The organism is Bradyrhizobium zhengyangense, from assembly GCF_022012555.1.
GTDB classification, from domain to species: domain Bacteria; phylum Pseudomonadota; class Alphaproteobacteria; order Rhizobiales; family Xanthobacteraceae; genus Bradyrhizobium; species Bradyrhizobium zhengyangense.
Genome location: NZ_JAKLTZ010000019.1, coordinates 80,654 through 100,489, shown reverse-complemented (window position 1 = coordinate 100,489; position 19,836 = coordinate 80,654). Strand labels below are relative to the sequence as shown.

The 19,836-nt window shown below is 62.9% G+C and carries 20 protein-coding genes and 1 pseudogene; 12 read left to right on the top strand and 9 right to left on the bottom strand.

The annotated features are described in order from the left end of the window. The 4 genes and pseudogenes from L6639_RS43375 to L6639_RS37425 all read right to left on the bottom strand — a co-directional run. Positions 1 to 126, bottom strand: a pseudogene (locus L6639_RS43375) (IS5/IS1182 family transposase); the annotation flags it as partial. A gap of 292 nt (positions 127 to 418) precedes the next feature. After that, positions 419 to 1,426, bottom strand: coding sequence for an ABC transporter substrate-binding protein (locus tag L6639_RS37435; protein ID WP_237866533.1), 1,008 nt, complete (start codon positions 1,424 to 1,426; stop codon positions 419 to 421). A gap of 235 nt (positions 1,427 to 1,661) precedes the next feature. Then, positions 1,662 to 2,609: an ABC transporter substrate-binding protein gene (locus L6639_RS37430; RefSeq protein ID WP_237866531.1), complete on the bottom strand. Its 948-nt coding sequence runs from the start codon at positions 2,607 to 2,609 to the stop codon at positions 1,662 to 1,664. Between the two features lie 215 nt (positions 2,610 to 2,824). Continuing rightward, the gene (locus tag L6639_RS37425; protein WP_237866530.1) at positions 2,825 to 3,736 is read right to left on the bottom strand and encodes a LysR family transcriptional regulator; all 912 of its coding nucleotides are present in this window, start codon (positions 3,734 to 3,736) and stop codon (positions 2,825 to 2,827) included. Between the two features lie 159 nt (positions 3,737 to 3,895). Between L6639_RS37425 and L6639_RS37420 the strand changes: the two genes are divergently transcribed. Then, entirely contained in the window at positions 3,896 to 4,873 is a 978-nt protein-coding gene (locus tag L6639_RS37420; protein WP_377802771.1) for a Bug family tripartite tricarboxylate transporter substrate binding protein, read from the top strand. A gap of 15 nt (positions 4,874 to 4,888) precedes the next feature. Continuing rightward, on the top strand, positions 4,889 to 5,608 hold the full coding sequence (locus tag L6639_RS37415; protein ID WP_237866526.1) for a dienelactone hydrolase family protein: 720 nt from the start codon (positions 4,889 to 4,891) through the stop codon (positions 5,606 to 5,608). Between the two features lie 137 nt (positions 5,609 to 5,745). Here L6639_RS37415 and hemE read toward each other — a convergent pair whose 3' ends face one another. Next, positions 5,746 to 6,780, bottom strand: a complete 1,035-nt coding sequence (hemE, locus tag L6639_RS37410) for a uroporphyrinogen decarboxylase (RefSeq protein WP_237866525.1) — start codon at positions 6,778 to 6,780, stop codon at positions 5,746 to 5,748. A 111-nt stretch (positions 6,781 to 6,891) separates the two neighbouring features. Here hemE and L6639_RS37405 point away from each other — a divergent pair, with 111 nt between their 5' ends. Together L6639_RS37405 and L6639_RS37400 are read left to right on the top strand one after the other, a co-directional pair. Then, positions 6,892 to 7,107 (top strand): hypothetical protein, encoded by a 216-nt coding sequence (locus L6639_RS37405; protein ID WP_237866523.1) that lies wholly within the window; start codon positions 6,892 to 6,894, stop codon positions 7,105 to 7,107. Positions 7,108 to 7,273: 166 nt separating this feature from the next. Continuing rightward, positions 7,274 to 9,178 (top strand): diguanylate cyclase, encoded by a 1,905-nt coding sequence (locus tag L6639_RS37400; RefSeq protein WP_237866522.1) that lies wholly within the window; start codon positions 7,274 to 7,276, stop codon positions 9,176 to 9,178. Positions 9,179 to 9,190: 12 nt separating this feature from the next. On the opposite strand, the gene L6639_RS37395 is transcribed toward L6639_RS37400, so the two are convergent. Then, the gene (locus tag L6639_RS37395; protein ID WP_237866520.1) at positions 9,191 to 9,409 is read right to left on the bottom strand and encodes a SlyX family protein; all 219 of its coding nucleotides are present in this window, start codon (positions 9,407 to 9,409) and stop codon (positions 9,191 to 9,193) included. Beyond that, positions 9,399 to 10,166, bottom strand: a complete 768-nt coding sequence (gene trhO / locus L6639_RS37390; RefSeq protein WP_237866537.1) for an oxygen-dependent tRNA uridine(34) hydroxylase TrhO — start codon at positions 10,164 to 10,166, stop codon at positions 9,399 to 9,401. The genes L6639_RS37395 and trhO overlap by 11 nt, the downstream gene beginning before the upstream one ends. 181 nt (positions 10,167 to 10,347) lie before the next feature. On the opposite strand from trhO, the gene ggt reads away from it, so the two are divergent. The 5 genes from ggt to L6639_RS37365 all read left to right on the top strand — a co-directional run bounded on the left by ggt (position 10,348) and on the right by L6639_RS37365 (position 16,558). Next, on the top strand, positions 10,348 to 11,934 hold the full coding sequence (gene ggt / locus L6639_RS37385) for a gamma-glutamyltransferase (RefSeq protein ID WP_237866518.1): 1,587 nt from the start codon (positions 10,348 to 10,350) through the stop codon (positions 11,932 to 11,934). A 220-nt stretch (positions 11,935 to 12,154) separates the two neighbouring features. After that, a complete protein-coding gene (locus tag L6639_RS37380) occupies positions 12,155 to 12,718 on the top strand; it encodes a (2Fe-2S)-binding protein (RefSeq protein WP_377819136.1) in 564 nt (187 codons plus the stop codon). Positions 12,719 to 12,722: 4 nt separating this feature from the next. After that, entirely contained in the window at positions 12,723 to 13,739 is a 1,017-nt protein-coding gene (locus tag L6639_RS37375; protein WP_237866516.1) for an FAD binding domain-containing protein, read from the top strand. Between the two features lie 2 nt (positions 13,740 to 13,741). Then, entirely contained in the window at positions 13,742 to 16,033 is a 2,292-nt protein-coding gene (locus L6639_RS37370) for a xanthine dehydrogenase family protein molybdopterin-binding subunit (RefSeq protein WP_237866512.1), read from the top strand. 60 nt (positions 16,034 to 16,093) lie between these two features. Then, entirely contained in the window at positions 16,094 to 16,558 is a 465-nt protein-coding gene (locus L6639_RS37365; protein WP_237866510.1) for an FKBP-type peptidyl-prolyl cis-trans isomerase, read from the top strand. Positions 16,559 to 16,657: 99 nt separating this feature from the next. Here the strand turns inward: L6639_RS37365 and L6639_RS37360 are convergent, their stop codons facing one another. Next, complete coding sequence (locus tag L6639_RS37360) at positions 16,658 to 16,876, bottom strand: CsbD family protein (protein WP_237866509.1); 219 nt, start codon at positions 16,874 to 16,876, stop codon at positions 16,658 to 16,660. A gap of 129 nt (positions 16,877 to 17,005) precedes the next feature. Here L6639_RS37360 and L6639_RS37355 point away from each other — a divergent pair, with 129 nt between their 5' ends. The 3 genes from L6639_RS37355 to L6639_RS37345 all read left to right on the top strand — a co-directional run bounded on the left by L6639_RS37355 (position 17,006) and on the right by L6639_RS37345 (position 18,589). Next, the gene (locus L6639_RS37355; RefSeq protein WP_028134790.1) at positions 17,006 to 17,521 is read left to right on the top strand and encodes a cupin domain-containing protein; all 516 of its coding nucleotides are present in this window, start codon (positions 17,006 to 17,008) and stop codon (positions 17,519 to 17,521) included. Between the two features lie 124 nt (positions 17,522 to 17,645). Continuing rightward, complete coding sequence (locus L6639_RS37350; RefSeq protein ID WP_237866508.1) at positions 17,646 to 18,074, top strand: VOC family protein; 429 nt, start codon at positions 17,646 to 17,648, stop codon at positions 18,072 to 18,074. A gap of 26 nt (positions 18,075 to 18,100) precedes the next feature. After that, the gene (locus L6639_RS37345; RefSeq protein ID WP_237866507.1) at positions 18,101 to 18,589 is read left to right on the top strand and encodes a VOC family protein; all 489 of its coding nucleotides are present in this window, start codon (positions 18,101 to 18,103) and stop codon (positions 18,587 to 18,589) included. A 91-nt stretch (positions 18,590 to 18,680) separates the two neighbouring features. On the opposite strand, the gene L6639_RS37340 is transcribed toward L6639_RS37345, so the two are convergent. Next, positions 18,681 to 19,835, bottom strand: coding sequence for a hypothetical protein (locus L6639_RS37340; RefSeq protein WP_237866506.1), 1,155 nt, complete (start codon positions 19,833 to 19,835; stop codon positions 18,681 to 18,683). Between the last annotated feature and the right edge of the window lies 1 nt (position 19,836).

Below are 19,836 nucleotides of genomic sequence, written 5' to 3'. Positions count from 1 at the left end.
CTCCAGCATCGACAGCGCCTCGTTCACAATCGTCCGGATCGCTCGCAGCGGATGATCGCGCCGGACCCGCGCCTCCAAGTCAACGTAGCTGAACAGCTCGCCCGTTCGAATGTCCCCGCCGCGCACGTCCCATCTCCGAATCTTCTCTTCGGAGCCAATGAATCACGGTCACCGGTCGGCGGCGAGCGCCTTTTTTCAACAGCCTGCTAGAGCATGATCCGGAAAAGTGTGCAGCGGTTTTCCGAAAAGATCATGCTCAAAAAACAACCCAAAGCGCGATGACGATTCATCCCAGTCTCATCGCGCTTTAGTTGTTTTGGCTGGATCTTGGCGAACTCGCGATGCGAAGGTTCTGGTCCGCCTCCGACAACGGACATTGTAAGACCCTGCCGGCATGTCTCGAACGGGCCAGAAGCGGTCATTCGATCACTTCGTCGGCCCTGGCGAGTAGTGTTGCCGGTATTGCAAGGTCCAGTGCCTTGGCGGTCTTGAGATTTATGACCAACTCGAAGCGGGTCTGCTGGTAAAATGGAATGTCTCCCGGATTGTCTCCCTGGAGAATGCGATACACAAGGTTGGCGCATCGCCGCTGAATATCCAGTAGATCGGTCGAATAAGCCAGCAGGCCGCCAAGGTCGACGAACGCTCGATAAGGATACACCGCGGGAATTCGCGCCTTGGCGGCCAGTTTCGTAATCAAGCCGAGATAGGGAAGATGCTCAGGCTCGTCCGACACGACGATTGAATCCGCTCGTTCTTGCTCCATCAACTGAAAAACCGGCCGGTATGCTGGCTCGCTGATCATCGTGAGCAGCGCGCCTGACAGCTTTATTCCGGCCTGCCGCGCGGCCTCCTGGACTGCCGCCCCCGAGCCTGACGCCCTCTTCCATAGTGACTGCGACGCAAGAAAACGCGTGTTGGAGAGTGTCGACGCAGCTTCGATCAGAAGCCCAAGACGCTTGCCCCATATTTGGATTCCGGCATCTACACTAACGCCTGTAATATTACTGCCGGATCGCGCAATGCTCGGGACAAGTCCAAGTGCAATCGGATCGGCAGATATTGCGACAATCGGTATTGTTGCCGTTGTCACTTTAAAGACAAGTGCCAAGGGACCAGACATCGCGTAGATCAGATCGGGCTGCGTAGCGACGACGTTGCGGGCAAGTTCAGCAAACCGGTCAAGTTGACCCTCTGCGGAATATCTTTCCACCGAGAGATTTTGGCTTTCCACATAGCCAAGCTGAGCCAACTCCTCGAAAAAGGCGCGGAAATATTTATTGTCGTTATTCATTGCGTTCGTCTGGGTTCCTGCGGAAACCATTGCAATCCGCTTCATCTTCGTGGGTTTTTGCGAGCGTGCAACGGCGGGCCACAAAGCCGCGCCACCGCCGACCAAGAGCTGGATGACGCCGCGCCGCCGCACACATCCCCCTATAAGCCCACCCAACGAGGACTCTTATTCTATCATTTCGCGACGTAGCGGAGAGTGGGAAATGGTAAGCAATTAGTCTCGGGGCGTGGTGCATTGGATATCCGCTTTGGGTCAAACTGAGAAGTCCGGGCGCTCAGCCGGCGGGTCGGCCTTACCCCCACTCCAGACAAATCGCTGCATCGGACTAACTGACGCGATGGGCCACTTCCGGACTCGTGCAATGCCACTATTCGATCACCTCGTTGGCGCTGATGAGCAACGTCTGCGGTAGAGTGATGCCAATTTTTTGCGCCGCTTTGGTATTAAGCGATAGGCGGAAAGCGGTCGGTTGCCGGAACGGAATTTCGGTGGGGCTTTGGCCGGATAATATCTGCGCCATCTGAGCGGCCATCTGCCGAAACGCATCAGGCAAATCGCGATAATAAGCCATCAGCCCTCCCGCCACGACGAGATCGTGAAAGGGATAGCAGGCGGGGAGACGAGTACGAGTGGCCAGATCGACGAGCGTCTTGCCGTGAGACAAGTGCTCCGGCTCGTCCGAGACCAGTAGCATGTCGATCTTGGTCCAGTCGGTTGAGGCGAAGGCAGTTTCATAGGCCGCATCGTCCAGATCGCTTCCGAGGTCTACCTGTGAAAGCGACAGCTTGGACGATTGTGCCGCCTCCCGAACCATAGAGGCTTGAGGTTGCTTCCAAGCCTGCGAAGACGAAAGATAGGCGACTCGCGAACCGTTAGGCCTTATCTCTCGAAGAAGCCCCAGACGCTTTCCATGAAGCTCTATCCCGGCGTCGACGGTCACGCCGGTTACGTTTCCTCCCGGTCGCGCGAGGCTTGCCGCAAGCCCCCAGACGACAGGGTCACCAATGATGGTGACTATTGGAATGCTCTGTGTTGCTGCCCTGAGAGCGAGGGTCATAGGACCGGCTGAGGTCAGGATTGCTTCTGGATTGGTGCTTACAACCGTTCTGGCCAACTCAGGATAGCGATCCATATCGCCGCCTCCCGAATAGCGCTCAATGACAAGATTCTGCCCTTCGGCAAATCCCAGACGCGCAAGCTCATCGAGGAAAGCCCGATTGTAAGAGTTTGTCCTGAGACTTTCAATCGAGCGGGAAGGTGCCACAACGGCGATCCGCCTCTTTCCCGGCGGCTGCGCTCTGGAGATACCAGACAACGCAACTGATCCGGCGAAACAGCCTGCGATGAATTCCCGCCGTCTCATCCACCTGCCCGACGTTGTCCCGTCCGAAAGAACATTTGATCATAGGCCGTTATGCTCGACCAGCCAAATTAGGGTGACCTCGGAGGTCCGCCTTGGGTCAAAACCGGTCCATTCCGCAATGCTTGAGGAAAGTCAGCTAAGGGTCCCACAAGCAGACATCTGGTCCGTCACTTCCGTTTCGCCATCGGCTTTGCGAGTTCACGGGCGCTGTCGATGACGAGCTGCACAACCGGGCTGACGGCGCGGTCCTTGATCGTGACCATCCCGTTCGGTCGACGGGCCGCCGGCAGTTCGATGGGCAAGACCTTGAGCGTGGCCTCCCTGGCGAGAAATTTCAGCGCCGAAGCCGGGAAAACCGTGATGAACCGCCCCGTCTCCAGCAAGCTGACCCGCATGTGGGGGGAATCGGTGACCACCGTTGCCTGGGGATACGCGAGGCCTCGGGCCAGAAAGGCTTGCGTGATGATGGAGCCGATCACGCTCTCCCGCGGCGGAAGCACCCAACGCTCCTCCGCCAGATCCGGGAGCTGGATATTGCGCCGACGCGTCCATGGATTTTTCGCGCCTGCCGCGATGACGTAGCGATCTTCAAAAAGAAACTCGAAATGCAATCGCTCGTCGGTCATCGAGCCGCTGCTCCGCACGAACAGCAGATCGACTTTGCGTTCGCTCAACTCGCGGTGCAATGTCTCGATGTAGCCGGTTACGAGCTCAAACTTGATCCGCGGATGACGCCGGGAGAGCCGGTCGACGAGCGCGGAAACGAAGCTCGCCGCCAGAAAGGCCGTGCTCCCGATCCGCACTTCTCCAGCGGTGGGGTCGGCCAGGAATTCGATGCTCTTCACGCCCCGGCGCAGTTCGTCGAAGGCGGCTGCGCCGCAATCGATCAGGGCGCGACCGCACTCGGTCGGCTCGATTCCGCGCCGGTGGCGATCCAGCAAGCGGACGCCAAACGCATGCTCCAGTTCCGCGATCGATCGCGAAACGTTGGGCTGGGTCGTGTTGAGCATGAGCGCCGCCTTGCCCATGCTGCCGGCCTGCACCACCGTCATCAGCACATGCAGGTCCTGCAGCTTCATTCGCTTTCCGATGCGATCGCTCATCTGCATGGGAGCACCCATTTCCGTCTTGAGATGACCTCATCAGACAATAGCCTTATGCGCTTATGACAGCATCAACTATCCTCGGCCGTCGACGAGAGCCCGCGCGGGTGCCGGTTCGACGGAGCAAAGCCTATGATTCCCTCCCGACGTCGATTTCTATGCTTTGCAGCGGGAGTGGCCGCACCGGCGCTGCTCTCAGGCCCGGCCTGGGCGCAGACTTATCCCGCCCGGCCGGTCCGGATCATGGTCGGCTTTGCCGCCGGCGGCCCAAACGACATTCTCGCGCGCCTGCTCGGGGAGTGGTGGTCGGAGCGGCTCGGCCAGCAATTCATCGTCGAGAACCGGCCGGGAGCAGGGAGCAATCTCGCCACCGAGGCGGTCGTGCGCGCGCCTCCCGACGGCTACACACTCCTGCTGGTCGGCTCTCCCAACGCGATCAATGCCACGCTTTATGAAAATCTCGATTTCAATTTCCTGCAGGATATCGCGCCGGTCGTCGGTCTGACCCGCGGCGCCCTGGTGATGGTCATACACCCGTCGGTTCCTGCCCATACGATTCCGGAGTTCATCGCCTATGCCAAGGCCAATCCGGGCAGGCTCTCGTATGGTTCGGGCGGCGTCGGCGGGATCACGCATATCGCCGCGGAGCTGTTCAAGCAGGCCGCCGGCGGGCTCGATCTTCAACATGTGCCCTATCGAGGCGTGGCGCCCGCAATTACGGATCTGCTCGGCGGGCAGGTGCAGGTCGTCTTTGTCAACCTGGCGCCATCGATTGGATACATCGGAAGCGGCAAGCTACGCGCACTCGGGATAACGACAGCGGCGCGATCCCAGGCGTTGCCGGATGTGCCGGCTATCGGCGAGTTCGTGCCCGGCTATGAAGCGAGTTCGGTGTTCGGCATCGGTGCGCCGAAAGGCACCCCGGCCGCGATGATCGACAGGCTCAACATGGAAGCCAATGCCGCTCTGGCCGATCCCGGTTTCAGGATGCGCCTGCGCACCCTTGATGCGACGGAACTGGGCGGTTCGCCCGCCGATTTCGGCAAGCTGATGGCCGCTGAAACCGAGAAGTGGGCCAAAGTGATCAGCCTCGCGAAGATCCGACCGGAGTAGCGCGGGAAGTCTTGCATGCATGGAAGGTTCGGAAAGGTCCGCGCGAAAGGCGGCGGCGCGTTCGATTGTTATCTGGTCGCGCCCGAGACTGAAACGGCGGTTGCTGCAATTGTGCTGGCTTGCGCCATTCACGGCGTGGATGCCGACATGATCGCTATCGCCGACGAGCTGGCGGGATACGGCTTCATCGTAGCAGTGCCGGATCTGTTCTGGCGTTCGATTGCCGGTCCGCTGTCCCGAAGCGACCCGCGCGCGGCGCAGCGCGCGCAGCCGCGCCTGGAGCAAATCAAGGTCGGCGAAGAGGATATGATCGACACCTTGAGACACCTCGGCACAATCCCTGAGTTCAATGGCCAGGCGGCGGTTATGGGATTTTGCTACGGCGGTCCGTATGCGATTCTCGGACCCAAGCGGCTTGGCTATGCTGCCGGTATCTGCTGCCACGGATCTCAGATGCTGGATTATCTTGACGAGCTTGTCGGGGTTCGCCAGCAGGTTTGTCTGATTTGGGGCGACAAGGACGACCGCGCGCCGATCGAGGTGCTGGAGGCGTATCGCGACGTAGCGATGCGCATGGAAAACGTCGACGTACACATCCTTCCCGACGTGCGCCACGGCTACATGATGCGGGGAAGTCCGTGCTTCGATCGGGCAGCATATGATTTTTCAATGAGGCGTGCCCGAGAGATTCTCAAAGGTCTGGCGTCGCCCGGTCGCTGGCAGCCTGCGAAATGACGATCGGCGGGATGATGCCATCGTACACCTGTTTTGCCCGACGCGTCAAACGATATTCGGAAAATACAAAATAGGCGCGGTGCAAAATTCTTCAATGATTTGTACTGTGCATGGGGTTGTTTCCGCGGCTTTTGTTTTCACCCCCGCACGCGTTTGATCATCTGCTCGACATGGGCGATCGGCGTCTCCGGCTGGATGCCGTGGCCGAGATTGAAGATGAAGCGCCCTTGCGCAAAGTTCGCCAGCACGTCGTCGATTGCGCGGTCGAGTGCCGCGCCGCCCGTGATCAGCACCAGCGGATCGAGATTGCCCTGCACGGCGACCTTGCTCTGCACGCGCTCGCGGATGAAGGCGGGCTCGGCGGTCCAGTCCATGCTGACGGCGTTGACACCGGTGGCCTCGACATAACCAGGCAGCTGCGCGCCGGCCCCGCGGGGGAAGCCGATGATCTTCGCGTCAGGTACCTTGGCGCGGACGCCTTCGACGATGCGGCGCGTCGGCTCGGTCGACCAGCGCGCGAATTCGGCCGGCGGCAGCACGCCGGCCCAGGTGTCGAAGATCTGCAAGGCGTTGGCGCCGGCCTCGAGTTGCGCCAGCAGATAGTGGATCGAGTTCTCGACGAGGACGTCGATGATCTTCGCGAACGCCTCGGGATGCCGGTAGGCCATCATCCGCGCCGGCGCCTGGTCGGGCGTGCCGTGGCCCGCGACCATGTAGGTCGCAACCGTCCACGGCGCGCCGCAGAAGCCGATCAGCGCGATCTTCGGATCAAGCGCGGCGCGCACGATCTTGAGCGCCTCGAACACCGGATGCAGCGTGCCGAAGTCGGCCCGCGCGGCGAGCGTTGCGACCTTGGCGGGATCGTCGAGCGGCTCGAGCCGCGGACCTTCGCCGACCTCGAAGCGCACCGAGCGACCGAGCGCGTAGGGGATCACCAGAATGTCGGAGAAGATGATCGCCGCATCGAAGCCGAACCTTCGGATCGGCTGTAGCGTGACTTCGGCGGCAAGCTCCGGATTGAAGCAGAGATCGAGGAAGCCGCCCGCCTTGGCACGCACCTCGCGATATTCGGGCAGATAGCGGCCCGCCTGCCGCATCATCCACAGGGGCGGGACGGCTTGCCGCTGGCCGGAGAGCACGTCGATGAAGGGCTTTGTCGCAGACTGGGGCACGAATGGTCCTGATGCAGAGTTGAGGTTCCTGATACACCGCCGCGGGCAGAAGCGGAACAGGGGAACCAGCGCAAATGCGCCGCGTTGACCCGCCAATGGAGGAGGAATTCCATGGCCCAGACATTCGATCCCGCGCCGCATGACAAGCACGCCGAGGACTTGCGCGAAGCCCTCGCGGCCGATCGCCACGCCAAGCTCGACACCGGGTTGGAGGATACCTTCCCCGCCTCCGATCCCGTCAGCGCCGCGCAGCCGACGCCCTCGAAGGCCGATGCTGACGCCGACAATCCCTCGCTGTGGGACAAGGTCAAGGCGATCTTCAGCTAGGGACCGCCAGTTTCCGATAGGCTTGCTAAGACCTTGTTAGTGATCTGCGGAAACCCCGGTCCGTAGGAGTACGGAAAAACCCGTAGATGAATGCGAATCCCTGTCAGCGCTTCAGGGTTCAATAACAGAAGCGGCAGAGTTTCCGGCGATCGGAGATTTCTGCCGCATGAACCTCGCCTCACAGAGAGCCGGATGGAGCCGCTTGCCGTTGCGCGCGGCGGCGTTCGTCGTGCTCACCTGCGTCGCGATCCTCGGCGTCAGCGGCTGGCGTGAATGGGCCGCGCGCGATCAGGTGCTCAAGGGCGCCGAAACCGAGATGGCGAACGTCGCCCGCTCGTTGACGCAGCATGCCGAGGACAGCCTCGATCTCCTGGATTCCGGCGTCGTCGGCGTCGTCAGCCGTCTCGAGATGGATGGCGCCGATCCCGCCACGATCGGCAAGCTGCGCAACCTGCTCGAGGCGCGCAAGAAGGCGATCGACCGGGTCCATAGCCTCGCCATCATCGACGACAAGGGCAACTGGCTGACTTCGCCCGGGACGATCGCCTCGACGCTCAGCGACGACGCCTTCTTCCGTCACCACCAGCTCTCGCCCAAGCGCGAGGCCTATATTGGCCACCCCGTGAAGAGCCTCGTGGACGGCGAATGGGTCGTGACCCTGTCGCGGCGGTTCAACAAGGCGGACGGAAGCTTTGGCGGCGTGGTGCTCGCGGCCATCGGCTCTCGCTATCTATCGCACTTCTACGAGCAGTTCGAGATCGGCCGCAACAGCTCCGTGACGCTGATGTACGGCGACGGCTCGATCATCGCGCGCAATCCGAACAACGAAAAGTTCGTCGGCCGAAATGTCGGCGATACGCCGCTGTTCCGCGACGCCAGCCTGCAGCGGCCGAGCGGCGCCTATCATTTCACCTCGCCGCTGGATGGGGCCGAGCGCGTCAGCTTCTTCAAGCGCTCCGGCCGTTATCCGCTCGTGCTGCTCGCAACCGTCGACAAGGACGAATTGCTCGCGCCGTGGCGGGCTGCGGCGATCTCGCGCATGCTGTACGTGCTCGCGCTGGTGATGCTGATCGCGATCATCGGCGCCGTGTTGGTGCGGCAGTTGCAGCGCGGCCAGCGCATGGCGGCGGCCCTGATCGAGAAGGAGGCGCATTTCCGCCTGCTCGCGGAAGGCTCCAGCGACATGGTCACCCGCATCGGGCTCGACGAGCGGCTGCGCTATGTTTCGCCGTCGTCCAACCGCGTCGTCGGCTGGCGACCCAACCAGCTGATCGGCACGGAGGCGCTCGCGGGAATCCATCCGGAAGACCGCCCGCACGTCCAGGCCATCGTCGATGCCATGAAGCGTGGCGACGCGGAAGAAGCGCGCGTCACTTACCGCAACACGCATCGGCAGAAGTCCGAGGTCTGGCTGGAATCGACCATGCGCGTGACGCGCAAGGAGAACGGCAGTGTCGACGGCGTGGTCGCGATCTCGCGCGACATCACCGAGCAGAAGAATCTGGAGACAAGGCTCGAGACCCTCGCGATCGAGGACAGCCTCACCGGGCTGGCCAATCGCCGCCGCTTCGACGAGCGGCTGAAGGAGGAATGGGCGCGCGCATATCGTGATCGCTCCAGCCTTGGCCTCTTGATGATCGACGTCGATCACTTCAAGGCCTACAACGACGAATATGGCCATCCCGCGGGCGACGCCTGCCTGCGCGTGGTGGCAAAAACCATCGCGGCCGAGGTGCAACGGGTCGGCGATCTCGCAGCCCGCTACGGCGGCGAGGAATTCGCCATGTTGCTGCCGAACACCGATGCCGCCGGCTGCGCCCGGCTCGGTGAGCGGATCCGCAACGCCATCCACGATGCCGGCCTGGTTCATGCCTCCAATCCGGCAGGGCCCTGCGTCACCGTCTCGGTTGGCGGCGCGGCTTGCCGGCCTGCGGTGGAGCGGACCGCGGGCACGAGCTCGCTGGTGGAGGCCGCCGACCGCGCACTCTACGCCGCCAAGGATGCCGGCCGCGATCGCCTGATGATGTCGGGCGAGGTCGCGAACCTGCTGCGCAAGGCATCTGGCCAGTAGGCGGGCGTCAGCTCAATAATGCGGCGGGCGCTCGTTGGCGGGGCCCGGCGCATTGGTCTCGGCTTCCTGCAACCGCTCGCCGAGCTCTGTGACCTTCCGCATCAGCGCATCGACCTGCTTCCATTGCGCGGTGATGGTCTGGTTCAGCGTCTCGATGGTGTCGTCCTGATAGGCGAGGCGCATCTCCAGGGCGTCGATGCGCTCAGTGAGCGTCTTGATGTCATTCGTCACGTGCGACGTCCTTGTCCCGTTCGCGCAGACCAATTTCTTGCAGGCCGTGGCCAAGCGCGACACGCTCGTCGAACACAAAACATTCGCCACGCCAGCGGCTCTGCGCCTCTGGCACCTCTTCCAGATATTTCAGGATGCCACCCTTGAGGTGATAGACCTCGGCAAAGCCCCGCGCGAGCAGATGCGCGCTCGCCTTCTCGCAGCGGATGCCGCCGGTGCAGAACATCGCGATCTTGCGATGCTTGGCGGGATCGAGCTTTTGCGCGGCAAAGTCCTTGAACTGGCCAAAACTCTTGATGTCAGGGTCGACCGCGCCCTCGAATGTCCCCATCGCCACCTCAAAGGCGTTGCGGGTGTCGAGCACCAGCGTATCGGGCGAGGCGATCAGCGCATTCCATTCCGCAGCATCGACATAAATGCCGACCTGCCTTGTCGGATCGGCGGCTGTATCGCCAAGCGTGACGATCTCCTTCTTCAGCCGCAACTTGAGCCGGCCAAACGGCATTGCTTCGGCAGTCGAGCACTTCAGTTCGAGATTGTTCAGCCGACCGCCGAACATCGGCCCATGTGCGAGCTCATGGGCGAAGGCGTCAATCGCGTCGGGCGCCCCGGCGATGGTGCCGTTGATGCCCTCCTGTGCCAGCAGCACGCTGCCCTTGAGGGACAGGCCGGCACAGAACGCGCGCAGCGGCTCGCGCAGCTCGCGGTAGTCGGGCAGGGCGGCGAATTGGTAGAAGGCGCAGACCTTGTAAATCATGCGCCCGTTTAGCAGGCGGCCGGCGCCCAGAAAACCCGCAACGAACAGCTCTATTCCCGGCGAATGGCAGCCATTTCCCTGGTATGCCAGCATTGCCCGGACGCCCTGGAATGTGTCATGAAGGCCCGGTTTTTCCGAGACGGCGCGGCGCGCGCCCACGGTCTGAGAGAGCAAAACTTCGATGAGAAACTTCCATTTCCCCGGCAGGTCCACGGTCCACGCCACCAACGCGATGGTGGCGACCTCGCATCCGCAGGCATCCCTTGCCGCGATCGAGGTGCTGCGCGAGGGCGGCACGGCTGTGGATGCGGCGGTGGCGGGTTCTGCCCTGCTCGGCGTGATCGAGCCGCAGTCGACCGGCATCGGCGGCGATTGCTTCGCGCTGATCCAGCCGCGCGGCGAGGGCAAGATCATCGCCTATAACGGCTCCGGCCGCGCGCCGAAGGCCGCCAACGCCGACTGGTATCTCGAGCGCAAGATGACCTCGGTACCGCTGACCTCCGCGCATGCGGTGTCCATTCCCGGAGTGATCGACGCCTTCGCCACCGTGCTGCGCGACCATGGCAAGTTCGGCTTCGACCGGCTGCTCCAGCCCGCGATCAAGGCGGCGGAGGAAGGCTACGTCGTCGCGCCCCGCATCGCCTTCGACTGGAAGAACCAGTTCGAGAAGCTGAAGAACGGTACCAACACGGTGCGCTACCTGCTGCCTGGCGGCAAGCCGCCGGTCGCCGGCGACGTCATCCGCCAGGCCGAGCTCGGCAAGACGCTGCGCGCGATCGCCAAGGATGGCCGCGACGCCTTCTACGAGGGTGCGATCGCGGAGGATATGGTCGAGACCCTGCGCGGCATCGGCGGCCTGCACACGCTCGACGATTTCGCCGCCCATATCACCGAAACGACAACCCCGATCGGCACCATGTACAAGGGCTACGACGTCTGGCAGTGCCCGCCGAACGGCCCTGGCGTCACCGCGCTGTTGATGCTCAACATCCTGTCGCGCTTCGACCTGACCAAGTACGCGCCCGTGAGCGTCGAGCGCTTCCATCTCGAGGCGGAAGCTGCGCGCATCGCCTACATGAACCGCGAGATGCATGTTGCCTCTCCCGACCACATGAAGATCAACGTCGCCGAGATGCTCGAGAAGGGCTTTGCCGACGAGTATATCAGCAAGATCCGCATGGACGGCATGTTGGACCTCCCCAATGTCGCGCCGCCGATGAATCCCTCGACCATCTACATCACGGTGGTGGACAAGGACCGCAACGTCTGCTCGTTCATCAATTCGGTCGCGCATTCCTTCGGCTCGGCCATCGTTTCCAACAAGACGGGTGTGCTGTTCCAGAACCGCGCCGGCGGCTTCCGGATCCAGCCAGGCCATCCCAATTGCATCGAAGGCGGCAAGCGTCCGCTGCACACGATCATGCCGGGCCTGCTCACCAAGGGCGGTCGTTCCACGATGTCGTTCGCGGTGATGGGCGGCCAGTACCAGCCGACCGGGCAGACCCATCTGCTGACCAACATCCTCGACTATGGCTGCGACGTACAGGAAGCAATCGACATGCCGCGCGGCCTGCATTACGAGGGCCATTATCAGCTCGAAGACAGCGTGCCCGCTGCGGTTGTCGAAGGCTTGCAAAAGCTTGGCCACAAGACCACCAGCGTGGTCGGCCCGCTCGGCGGTGCCCAGGCGATCTGGATCGATTGGGACAAGGGCACGCTGACCGGCGGTTCCGATCCGCGCAAGGACGGTTGCGCGCTCGGGTACTGAGCGTCGCGCGAGGTTCCTCGCGACAAGATCAGGAAAAGTTGACGGAGGGCGACGCGGCATCGGCAGCGTCGCCCTTTCCCGTTCGGAACGGAGCTCATGGCCCCAAGTTGGTGGGCGGTGAGCGGCGCAGGCGTGCGCTGCTTTGTTTTCGAAGCGGCGGAGGCCGTCCATGTCCGATATCTCAAGTTCCCAATCATCTGGATTCGACAGGCGCGCCTTCATGGCAGGTGCTGCCGGCAGCGCGCTTGTTCCGCTGACCGCGCGCGCGACCGCGCAGGAGGCACGAGCGCCTGCGGTGCAGGATCCGGCGCTTCCCGTTGACGTCACGCTGCGCGTGAACGGCCAGGACAAGCGCCTGAGCCTCGATGCACGTACCACGGTGCTCGACGCGCTTCGCGAACATCTCAAGCTTACCGGCAGCAAGAAAGGTTGCGACCACGGCCAGTGCGGTGCCTGCACGGTGCTGATCGGCGATCGCCGCGTGGTGTCGTGCCTGACGCTCGCGCTGGCCGCTGAAGGACAGGAGATCACGACCGTCGAAGGCCTTGCCACCAACGACCGTCTGCACCCGATGCAGCAGGCCTTCGTTGATAATGACGCGTTCCAATGCGGCTATTGCACACCGGGCCAGATCATGTCGGCGATTGCCTGCGTCAAGGAGGGACATGCGGGCACCGATGCCGACATCCGCGAATACATGAGCGGAAATATCTGCCGCTGTGCCGCCTATCCCAACATCATCGCTGCGGTGAAGCAGGCCGCGCCCGAGATCGTGAAAGGCTAGGCGCATGCGACCATTTTCCTACCAGAGGGCCACAGACCCTGACATGGCCGTGCAGGCGCTAAGCGCCGCTGCGGCCGCCAGCAAGCCGTTAACGCAGGCCTCAGCCCAGCCGCTCGCCGGCGGCACCACGCTGATCGATCTGATGAAGCTCGACGTGATGCGGCCCACCGCGATCATCGACATCAATCCGCTCGCGCAAGGCTGGTCGGCGATCGAGCCTGGCAGCGAGAACCTGCGGCTCGGCGCGCTCGCAAAGATGTCCGATGTCGCGGAGCATGGCGAGATCCTGCGCAACTATCCGGTCATCGTTAATTCCCTGAAGCTCGCGGCCAGCGCCCAGCTGCGCAACATGGCGACACTCGGCGGCAACGTGATGCAGCGGACGCGTTGCAGCTATTTTCGCGACGTCTCCTATGAGAATTGCAACAAGCGCAATCCCGGCTCCGGCTGCGCGGCCATGGACGGCGTCAACCGCATGCATGCGGTGCTCGGCATCTCCGATCAGTGCATCGCGACCTACCCCGGCGATTTCGCCCAGGCGCTGATCGCGCTGGATGCCACGGTCGAGGTTACCGGCAGATCCGGGACTCGCAGCATGCCGTTTGCGGAGCTGCACAAGGCGCCGGGTAATTCGCCCGAGATCGAGACTACGCTTCAGCCCGGCGAGCTGATCTCGGCCTTTCTTATTCCCGGCCGCTGGCCGCGCTCGGTTTACCTGAAGGCGCGCGACCGACAGTCCTATGAGTTCGCGCTATCCTCGGCCGCCGTTGCGCTGGACGTGCAGGACGGGACGATCCGGGACGCGCGGGTGGCGCTCGGCGGCGTCGCTACCGTGCCGTGGCGCGCCCGCGAGGCGGAGGCGCAGCTCAAGGGGCAAAAATTCGATGACGGTCTGGCGCAGCGCGCCGCCGATGCTGCATTCGCTGACGCCAGGGGACGCCAGCACAACGGCTTCAAGATTGCGCTCGGCAAGCGCGTGGTGATGCGCGCGCTGCAACAGGCCGTAATGATGGAGATATGACCATGACCGCTGCCGCTCCCGAGCCGAAAGCGAATATGGGCAAGCCGGTACCGCGCTATGATGCGGTTGCAAAAGTCACGGGGCGGGCGACCTACGGGTCCGACATGCCGCTGGACAATCCGGCCTATGCGTTCCTCGTCACCAGCGCGATTGCCAAGGGCCGCATCAACAGTTTCGACCTTGAAGATGCCGAGCGTGTCCGCGGTGTGATCGACATCGTCACGCACGAGAACGCGCCAAAACTGAAGGAGTCAAAACTCTTCAGCAATGGCGGCTATGCCGGAACCACGATTCAGCCGTTAAAATCGGCCGACATCGCCCATGACGGCGAGATCATCGCGGTGGTTATAGCCGAGAGCTACGAGGCTGCGCGCGAGGCCGCCAATCGCGTCAAGGTCAACTACTCAGCCGTAACCCCGAGTGCGAGCTTCGACTCGCAGGGAACGACGAAAGCTGCGGCGAAAGGCCAGAACGCGCAATTCAAGGAAGACCCGAAGGTCGGCGACTTTGCCAAGGCGTTCGACGAGGCCGAGGTCCAGCTCACTGCGTCCTACGAGACGCCGACGCAGCACCACAATCCGATGGAGCCGTTTTCGACGAGCTGTGCCTGGATGGGCGACACTCTCGTCATCTATGAACCCAGCCAATATGTCTACGGCTTGAAGAACGGCGTCGCCGAACAGCTCGGCATTGATGCCGACAAGGTGCGGGTGGTCAATCCCTATGTCGGCGGCGGCTTTGGCTCGCGCGGTTCGATGACACCGAGAACTGCGATCATTGCCGGCATCGCGAAGCGGCTGAACCGGCCGATCAAGCTGGTCCCGACCCGCGACCAAGGCTTTACCATTGCCACCTATCGCGCCGAGACCCGCCACGAGATCAAGCTCGGCGCGAGCCGGACCGGCAAGCTGGTCGCGCTCAGACATGAAGGCGCGGAGGTCTCCTCGCGCGCCGACCCCTATTGCGTCGGCGGTACCAAGACCACGACGCGGCTCTATGCCTGCCCGAATGTCGACAGTCTCGTGTCGATCGTGCGCGCCGACCGCAACACGCCCGGCTTCATGCGCTCGCCGCCGGAGGTGCCCTATCTGTTTGCACTGGAGAGCGCGATGGATGAGCTGGCTGTGAAGCTGAACATGGATCCGGTCGAGCTCCGCCGCATCAACGACACGACCAATGAGCCGATCGGCGGCAAACCCTACACATCGCGCTCGCTGATGGCGTGTTTCGATGAAGCCGCAAAGGCTTTCGGCTGGGCGCAGCGCTCAGCGGCGCCGAAATCGATGTCCGATGGTGATTGGCTGATCGGCTACGGCTGCGCGGCCACTTGCTATCCGACGCAGATGGCTCCCGCGGCAGCGCGCGTTCGCCTGCAGCGCGACGGCCGTACCCGCGTCGAGATCGCCGGCCACGAGATCGGCACGGGCGCCTATACGATCCTTGCGCAGACGGCCGCCGAGCGGCTTGGTGTGCCGCTGGAGAAGGTCGCGGTCTTCATTGGCGACAGCGACCTGCCGCCGGGCCCCGTTGCAGGCGGATCGAATTCGACGGCCAGCACCTGCTCCGCTGTGATGATGGTGTGTGACCAGGTTCGTCAGCGGCTGTTCAAGGCGCTGATGCCGAACGAGAGCCTCGCGGACAAGGCCAAGGAAACGGTCGGCATGGGGCAGACCCCATCGACAGAGGCGGCCAGGAGCGATCGCCCGCTCGATCTGGAGAAAGCGTTCGACGCTCTCGGTGCCGGCGTGGTCGAGGAATATGGTGAGTGGAAGCCGGAAGGCGCGCCGCTGGATTCCTTCAAGGCGATGCACAGCGGGCACGCGCGGCTCGTCGGCGGTGCGGCCATGAAGGACAAGATTGCCTATGCCTTTGGCGCCGAATTCGTCGAGGTCAGAGTCAACCGCTTCACGCACGAGATCCGCGCGCCCCGCCTGGTCGGAGCGTTTGCGGCTGGCCGCATCATGAATCCGCGCACGGCCCGCAGTCAGCTGATGGGCGGCCTGATCTGGGGCATGTCCTCGGCGCTGCTCGAAGCCACCGAGATCGACGAGCGCACCGCACGTTACGTCAACGACAACTTTGCCGACTATCTCGTGCCCGTGAATGCAGATGTCCCCGGCGTCGAGGTGATCTTGCTCTCCGAACAGGATGATCACATCAACCCGGCCGGCGCAAAGGGGCTCGGCGAACTCGCCAATGTCGGCACCAATGCGGCGATCTGCAATGCCATCTATCACGCCACCGGCCAGCGTATCCGCAAGCTCCCTGTGCGGCTGGAAAATATCGAAGTTTAAGGGGTGGAAACGGCATCGGCCTTGCGCTAGACACCTCCCGCCTCAAACGGAAGGTGCCTTATGCAGCGTTTCCAGCGCGTGCTCCTCGCCATCATGTCGGCATTCGCGATCACGTCGATCGGCGCTGTGTCGACATTCGTTTCCACCACGGCCTCGGCCCAGACCGCAGGAAAGACCATGACCACAGCTTCAGGATTGCAGATCACCGATAGCGTCGTCGGCACCGGCGCCTCGCCGAAGCCCGGCCAGATTTGCGTGATGCACTATACCGGCTGGCTCTATGAAAACGGCCAGAAGGGCAAGAAATTCGACTCGTCCGTCGATCGTAACGAGCCCTTCGAATTCCCGATCGGCAAGGGCCGCGTCATCGCCGGCTGGGATGAGGGTGTTGCCACGATGAAGGTCGGCGGCAAGCGCACGCTGATCATCCCGCCACAGCTCGGCTATGGCGCGCGCGGCGCCGGCGGCGTCATCCCGCCGAACGCGACGCTGATGTTCGATGTGGAATTGCTCGGCGTGAAATAACGGCGCAGCCGTCCCGGGTTCGCATCGCGCCCCGGAATGACTTGCTAAACAAAAAGACCGGCCTTTCGGCCGGTCTTTTCGCTTTCAGTCCAACGCAGTTTACTCGGTGGTGCGACGGGCCGCCGCAGCGGCGCGATCGATCGCTTCCTTTGCTGCATCCTTGGCATCGCCCATGGCCTTCTGGCCCTTGCCCTTGACTTCCTGGACCGCGCCTTCTCCCTGAAGACGCTCGGAACCGGTGGCTTCGCCGATGCCCTGCTTCGCCTTGCCAATGACTTCGTTGGCGTTGCCCTTGATCTTGTCGCTGGTGCTACCCATGAAACTCTCTCCTTCCAGATTGCTCGCAATGACAACGCTGGGCAGCTATGAGAGTTCCGATTTTTGTATGGCTTGATAGGCCGGCTTTGGTTAGTTTCGCGCGCACAGAACCAGCAGAAAGCAAGATCAATGACCGGCCATGACCACAGCCATTCTCACCATGACCACGATCACCACGATGATCGCTGGAAACATGACGGCGTGCGCGTCATTCCCGGCAATCAACTCGATACCAACGTGCCGTCGACCGCCGGCATGGACCGTGCGGCCGCGATCAATTTCGCCCGCGTCGGTGCGCAGAAATTGTGGGCCGGCACCGTCAGCATCAAGCCCGACGCCAAGACCGGCGCGCATCACCACGGCCATCTCGAGAGCGTCATTTACGTGGTGAAGGGCAAGGCGCGGATGCGCTGGGGCGAGAGCCTGCAGTTCACCGCCGAGGCCGGCCCCGGCGATTTCATCTTTGTGCCGCCCTACGTGCCGCATCAGGAGATCAACGCCAGCCCCGACGAGGTGCTGGAATGCGTGCTGGTGCGCAGCGATGGCGAGGCGGTTGCGATCAATCTCGACATCGAACCGGTCGAGAAGCCCGAGACCGTGCTGTGGATCGACCCCGTGCATCGGGATCCGAACGAAAAGAAGTAACATCGAGGACCACACGGGTTCGGTGCGACCAGACCCCGCAGGCACGGTCTAAAAAATATCCGGAAGCGCTGTCGGATGGCCGCCCAGCCATCCGTCCTTGGGCAGAACCCCCAAGGAGCTTCCGATGCCCAGGATGATTTTTCTCAATCTGCCGGTGACCGACCTCAAGCGTGCGACCGCCTTTTACGAGGCGATCGGCGCGACCAGGAACCCGCAATTCAGCGATGACACGGCTAGCTGCATGGTCTTTTCCGAGACCATCTACGTCATGCTGACGACCCACGATAAATTCCGTCATTTCACGCCGAAGCCGATCGCGGATGCGAAGACCTCGAACCAGGCGCTGTTCTGCCTGTCCGCCGAGAGCCGTAACGAGGTCGACGATATCGTCGGTAGAGCCAAGGCTGCTGGCGGCGTGGCCGATCCAAGCCCTGTCGACGAATACGACTTCATGTATGGCCGCAGCTTTGAGGATCCGGATGGCCATATGTGGGGCGTGAACTGGCTGGACATGGCAGCCGTCCCCGCGAAGCCCGCCATGGCGAACGCCTGATCGAAGCCTGAAGAGGAGCAGTCGCAATGTCCAAGCTCGTGCCCTGCATGTGGTTCAACGGCGATGCCGTGGAGGCCGCCAAGTTCTACGTCTCGCTCGTTCCGAATTCGGAGATCACGCACGTTCAGCACAACGTTTCGGACGGCCCATCCGGCAAGGAGGGCTCGGTGCTGGTCGTCGAGTTCACGGTGGCCGGGCAGCCGCTGGTCGCGCTCAACGGCGGCATGAAGATGGAATACACGCACGCGATCTCGCTGATGATCCATTGCGACGACCAGGCTGAGGTCGACAGCGTCTGGAATGCGTTCCTCGCTCATGGCGCCAAGGAAGAGCAGTGCGGCTGGCTCAGGGATCGCTGGGGCGTGGCCTGGCAGGTGGTGCCGAAGGTGATGTTCGAGTACCTGTCGAGCCCTGACAAGGCTGCCGCCGCCCGCGCTTGGCAAGCCATGATGAAGATGGTGAAGCTGGACGTGGAGGTCCTGCGGCGAGCGTTCGAGGGCAGGTCTGCGGCGTGACGGCCAGTGCCGTTCCTACACGACAAGTGTCATCGCCCGCGAAGCCGGGCATGACAGCGGAGGTTTGGGCTGCTCGCGCGAACCGCGCCAGCTAATAATTGATCCGCAGCCCTACGCCGCCATGGATCGTATTGCCCACCGGCTGCGGGCCCAGTGTGCCGTTGGCGAAGAGATCCACGACCCAGCCCTTCTGCACACGGAAGCCGAGGCGGCCGCCATATTCGAACCAGCCCTGGTTGCCCATCGTCGGCACCACCATGCCGTCGCCGGTCACGGTGGCGACGATGCCGCTATGGCTGGCGAAGGACTGCACCCACCCGCCGTTGATGTTGGTCTCGATATTGCCGGCGAAGAGATGGGTCCACTGGCCGCCGATCTTGACCAGGCTGGTACGGTCGGTGCCTGTTGCAATGGTGGCGTCGAACGGATTGAACGCGACCGTGTTGTCGGCGTATCCCGACACGCGCTGCCAGAGCTGCCAGACCTCGATGGAGGCTGCGACCTCGTCGCGCGGTGACAGGCGACTGATCCAGCCGGCGCGGCCGAAGACCGCATAATTGGAGGCGTCCGTTGAACTCGTCACGCTCACCGGACCCAGGCTGGTATTGTAACTGCGGGTGTAGCGCGCTTTCTCCCACGGCGTCAGGATCGTGCCGACGTCGAAGAACGGACGCGACGAGCCCCAATCGGTGAAGTCATAACGCAGCGCAAGGGCGCCGATCGGTGCGCTGGTGATGTGATAGCCGCCCTCGCTGTATTGCGTGTAGGCGATGCCGGCAAGCAGCGACAGGTTGGGCGTCAGTTCCTTGCGGCCGTGGATGCCGGCCGAGAACGAGCCGGCCGAGCCGAACGCGCTGATGCAGTCGCTGCAATTGACCTGCTCGTTGACGCCAAGCAGCACCGTGCCGAGCACGCGGTTGGTGATCATCTGATTGAAGCGCTGGTTGGCGAGTCCGTTGACCGAGTTGCCGCTGGAATCGGAGCCGGTCGGCGTTGGGGTCGGCGACGGAGCCTGGCTCGGCGACGGAGACGGGCTTGGTGACGGAGACGGACTCGGGGAGGGCGATGCGCCTGGCGTCGGGGACGGCGAATATGTCGGTGACGGGGAGGGGGTCGGACTGCCGCACTCGGATTCGCAGAAGGTCGCGGCTGTCGCTGGACGGGCGTTGAGCGCGAACAGCGTGAGCGCGGCGGCCGCGCCGAGCGTGTAGGCCAGGACGAGGCGTTTGAAGCCGGGCTTTGCCATC

Bases quoted from the DNA above. Each gene is read 5' to 3' on its own strand.
- L6639_RS37365 (WP_237866510.1), top strand. From the start codon at position 16,094: ATGCAGCGTTTCCAGCGCGTGCTCCTCGCCATCATGTCGGCATTCGCG.
- ggt (WP_237866518.1), top strand. From the start codon at position 10,348: ATGAGAAACTTCCATTTCCCCGGCAGGTCCACGGTCCACGCCACCAAC.
- trhO (WP_237866537.1), bottom strand. From the start codon at position 10,166: ATGATTTACAAGGTCTGCGCCTTCTACCAATTCGCCGCCCTGCCCGAC.
- L6639_RS37380 (WP_377819136.1), top strand. From the start codon at position 12,155: ATGGCAGGTGCTGCCGGCAGCGCGCTTGTTCCGCTGACCGCGCGCGCG.
- L6639_RS37355 (WP_028134790.1), top strand. From the start codon at position 17,006: ATGACCGGCCATGACCACAGCCATTCTCACCATGACCACGATCACCAC.
- L6639_RS37415 (WP_237866526.1), top strand. From the start codon at position 4,889: ATGCATGGAAGGTTCGGAAAGGTCCGCGCGAAAGGCGGCGGCGCGTTC.
- L6639_RS37370 (WP_237866512.1), top strand. From the start codon at position 13,742: ATGACCGCTGCCGCTCCCGAGCCGAAAGCGAATATGGGCAAGCCGGTA.
- L6639_RS37360 (WP_237866509.1), bottom strand. From the start codon at position 16,876: ATGGGTAGCACCAGCGACAAGATCAAGGGCAACGCCAACGAAGTCATT.
- L6639_RS37375 (WP_237866516.1), top strand. From the start codon at position 12,723: ATGCGACCATTTTCCTACCAGAGGGCCACAGACCCTGACATGGCCGTG.
- L6639_RS37400 (WP_237866522.1), top strand. From the start codon at position 7,274: ATGAACCTCGCCTCACAGAGAGCCGGATGGAGCCGCTTGCCGTTGCGC.
- L6639_RS37425 (WP_237866530.1), bottom strand. From the start codon at position 3,736: ATGAAGCTGCAGGACCTGCATGTGCTGATGACGGTGGTGCAGGCCGGC.
- L6639_RS37340 (WP_237866506.1), bottom strand. From the start codon at position 19,835: ATGGCAAAGCCCGGCTTCAAACGCCTCGTCCTGGCCTACACGCTCGGC.
- L6639_RS37405 (WP_237866523.1), top strand. From the start codon at position 6,892: ATGGCCCAGACATTCGATCCCGCGCCGCATGACAAGCACGCCGAGGAC.
- L6639_RS37345 (WP_237866507.1), top strand. From the start codon at position 18,101: ATGTCCAAGCTCGTGCCCTGCATGTGGTTCAACGGCGATGCCGTGGAG.
- L6639_RS37350 (WP_237866508.1), top strand. From the start codon at position 17,646: ATGCCCAGGATGATTTTTCTCAATCTGCCGGTGACCGACCTCAAGCGT.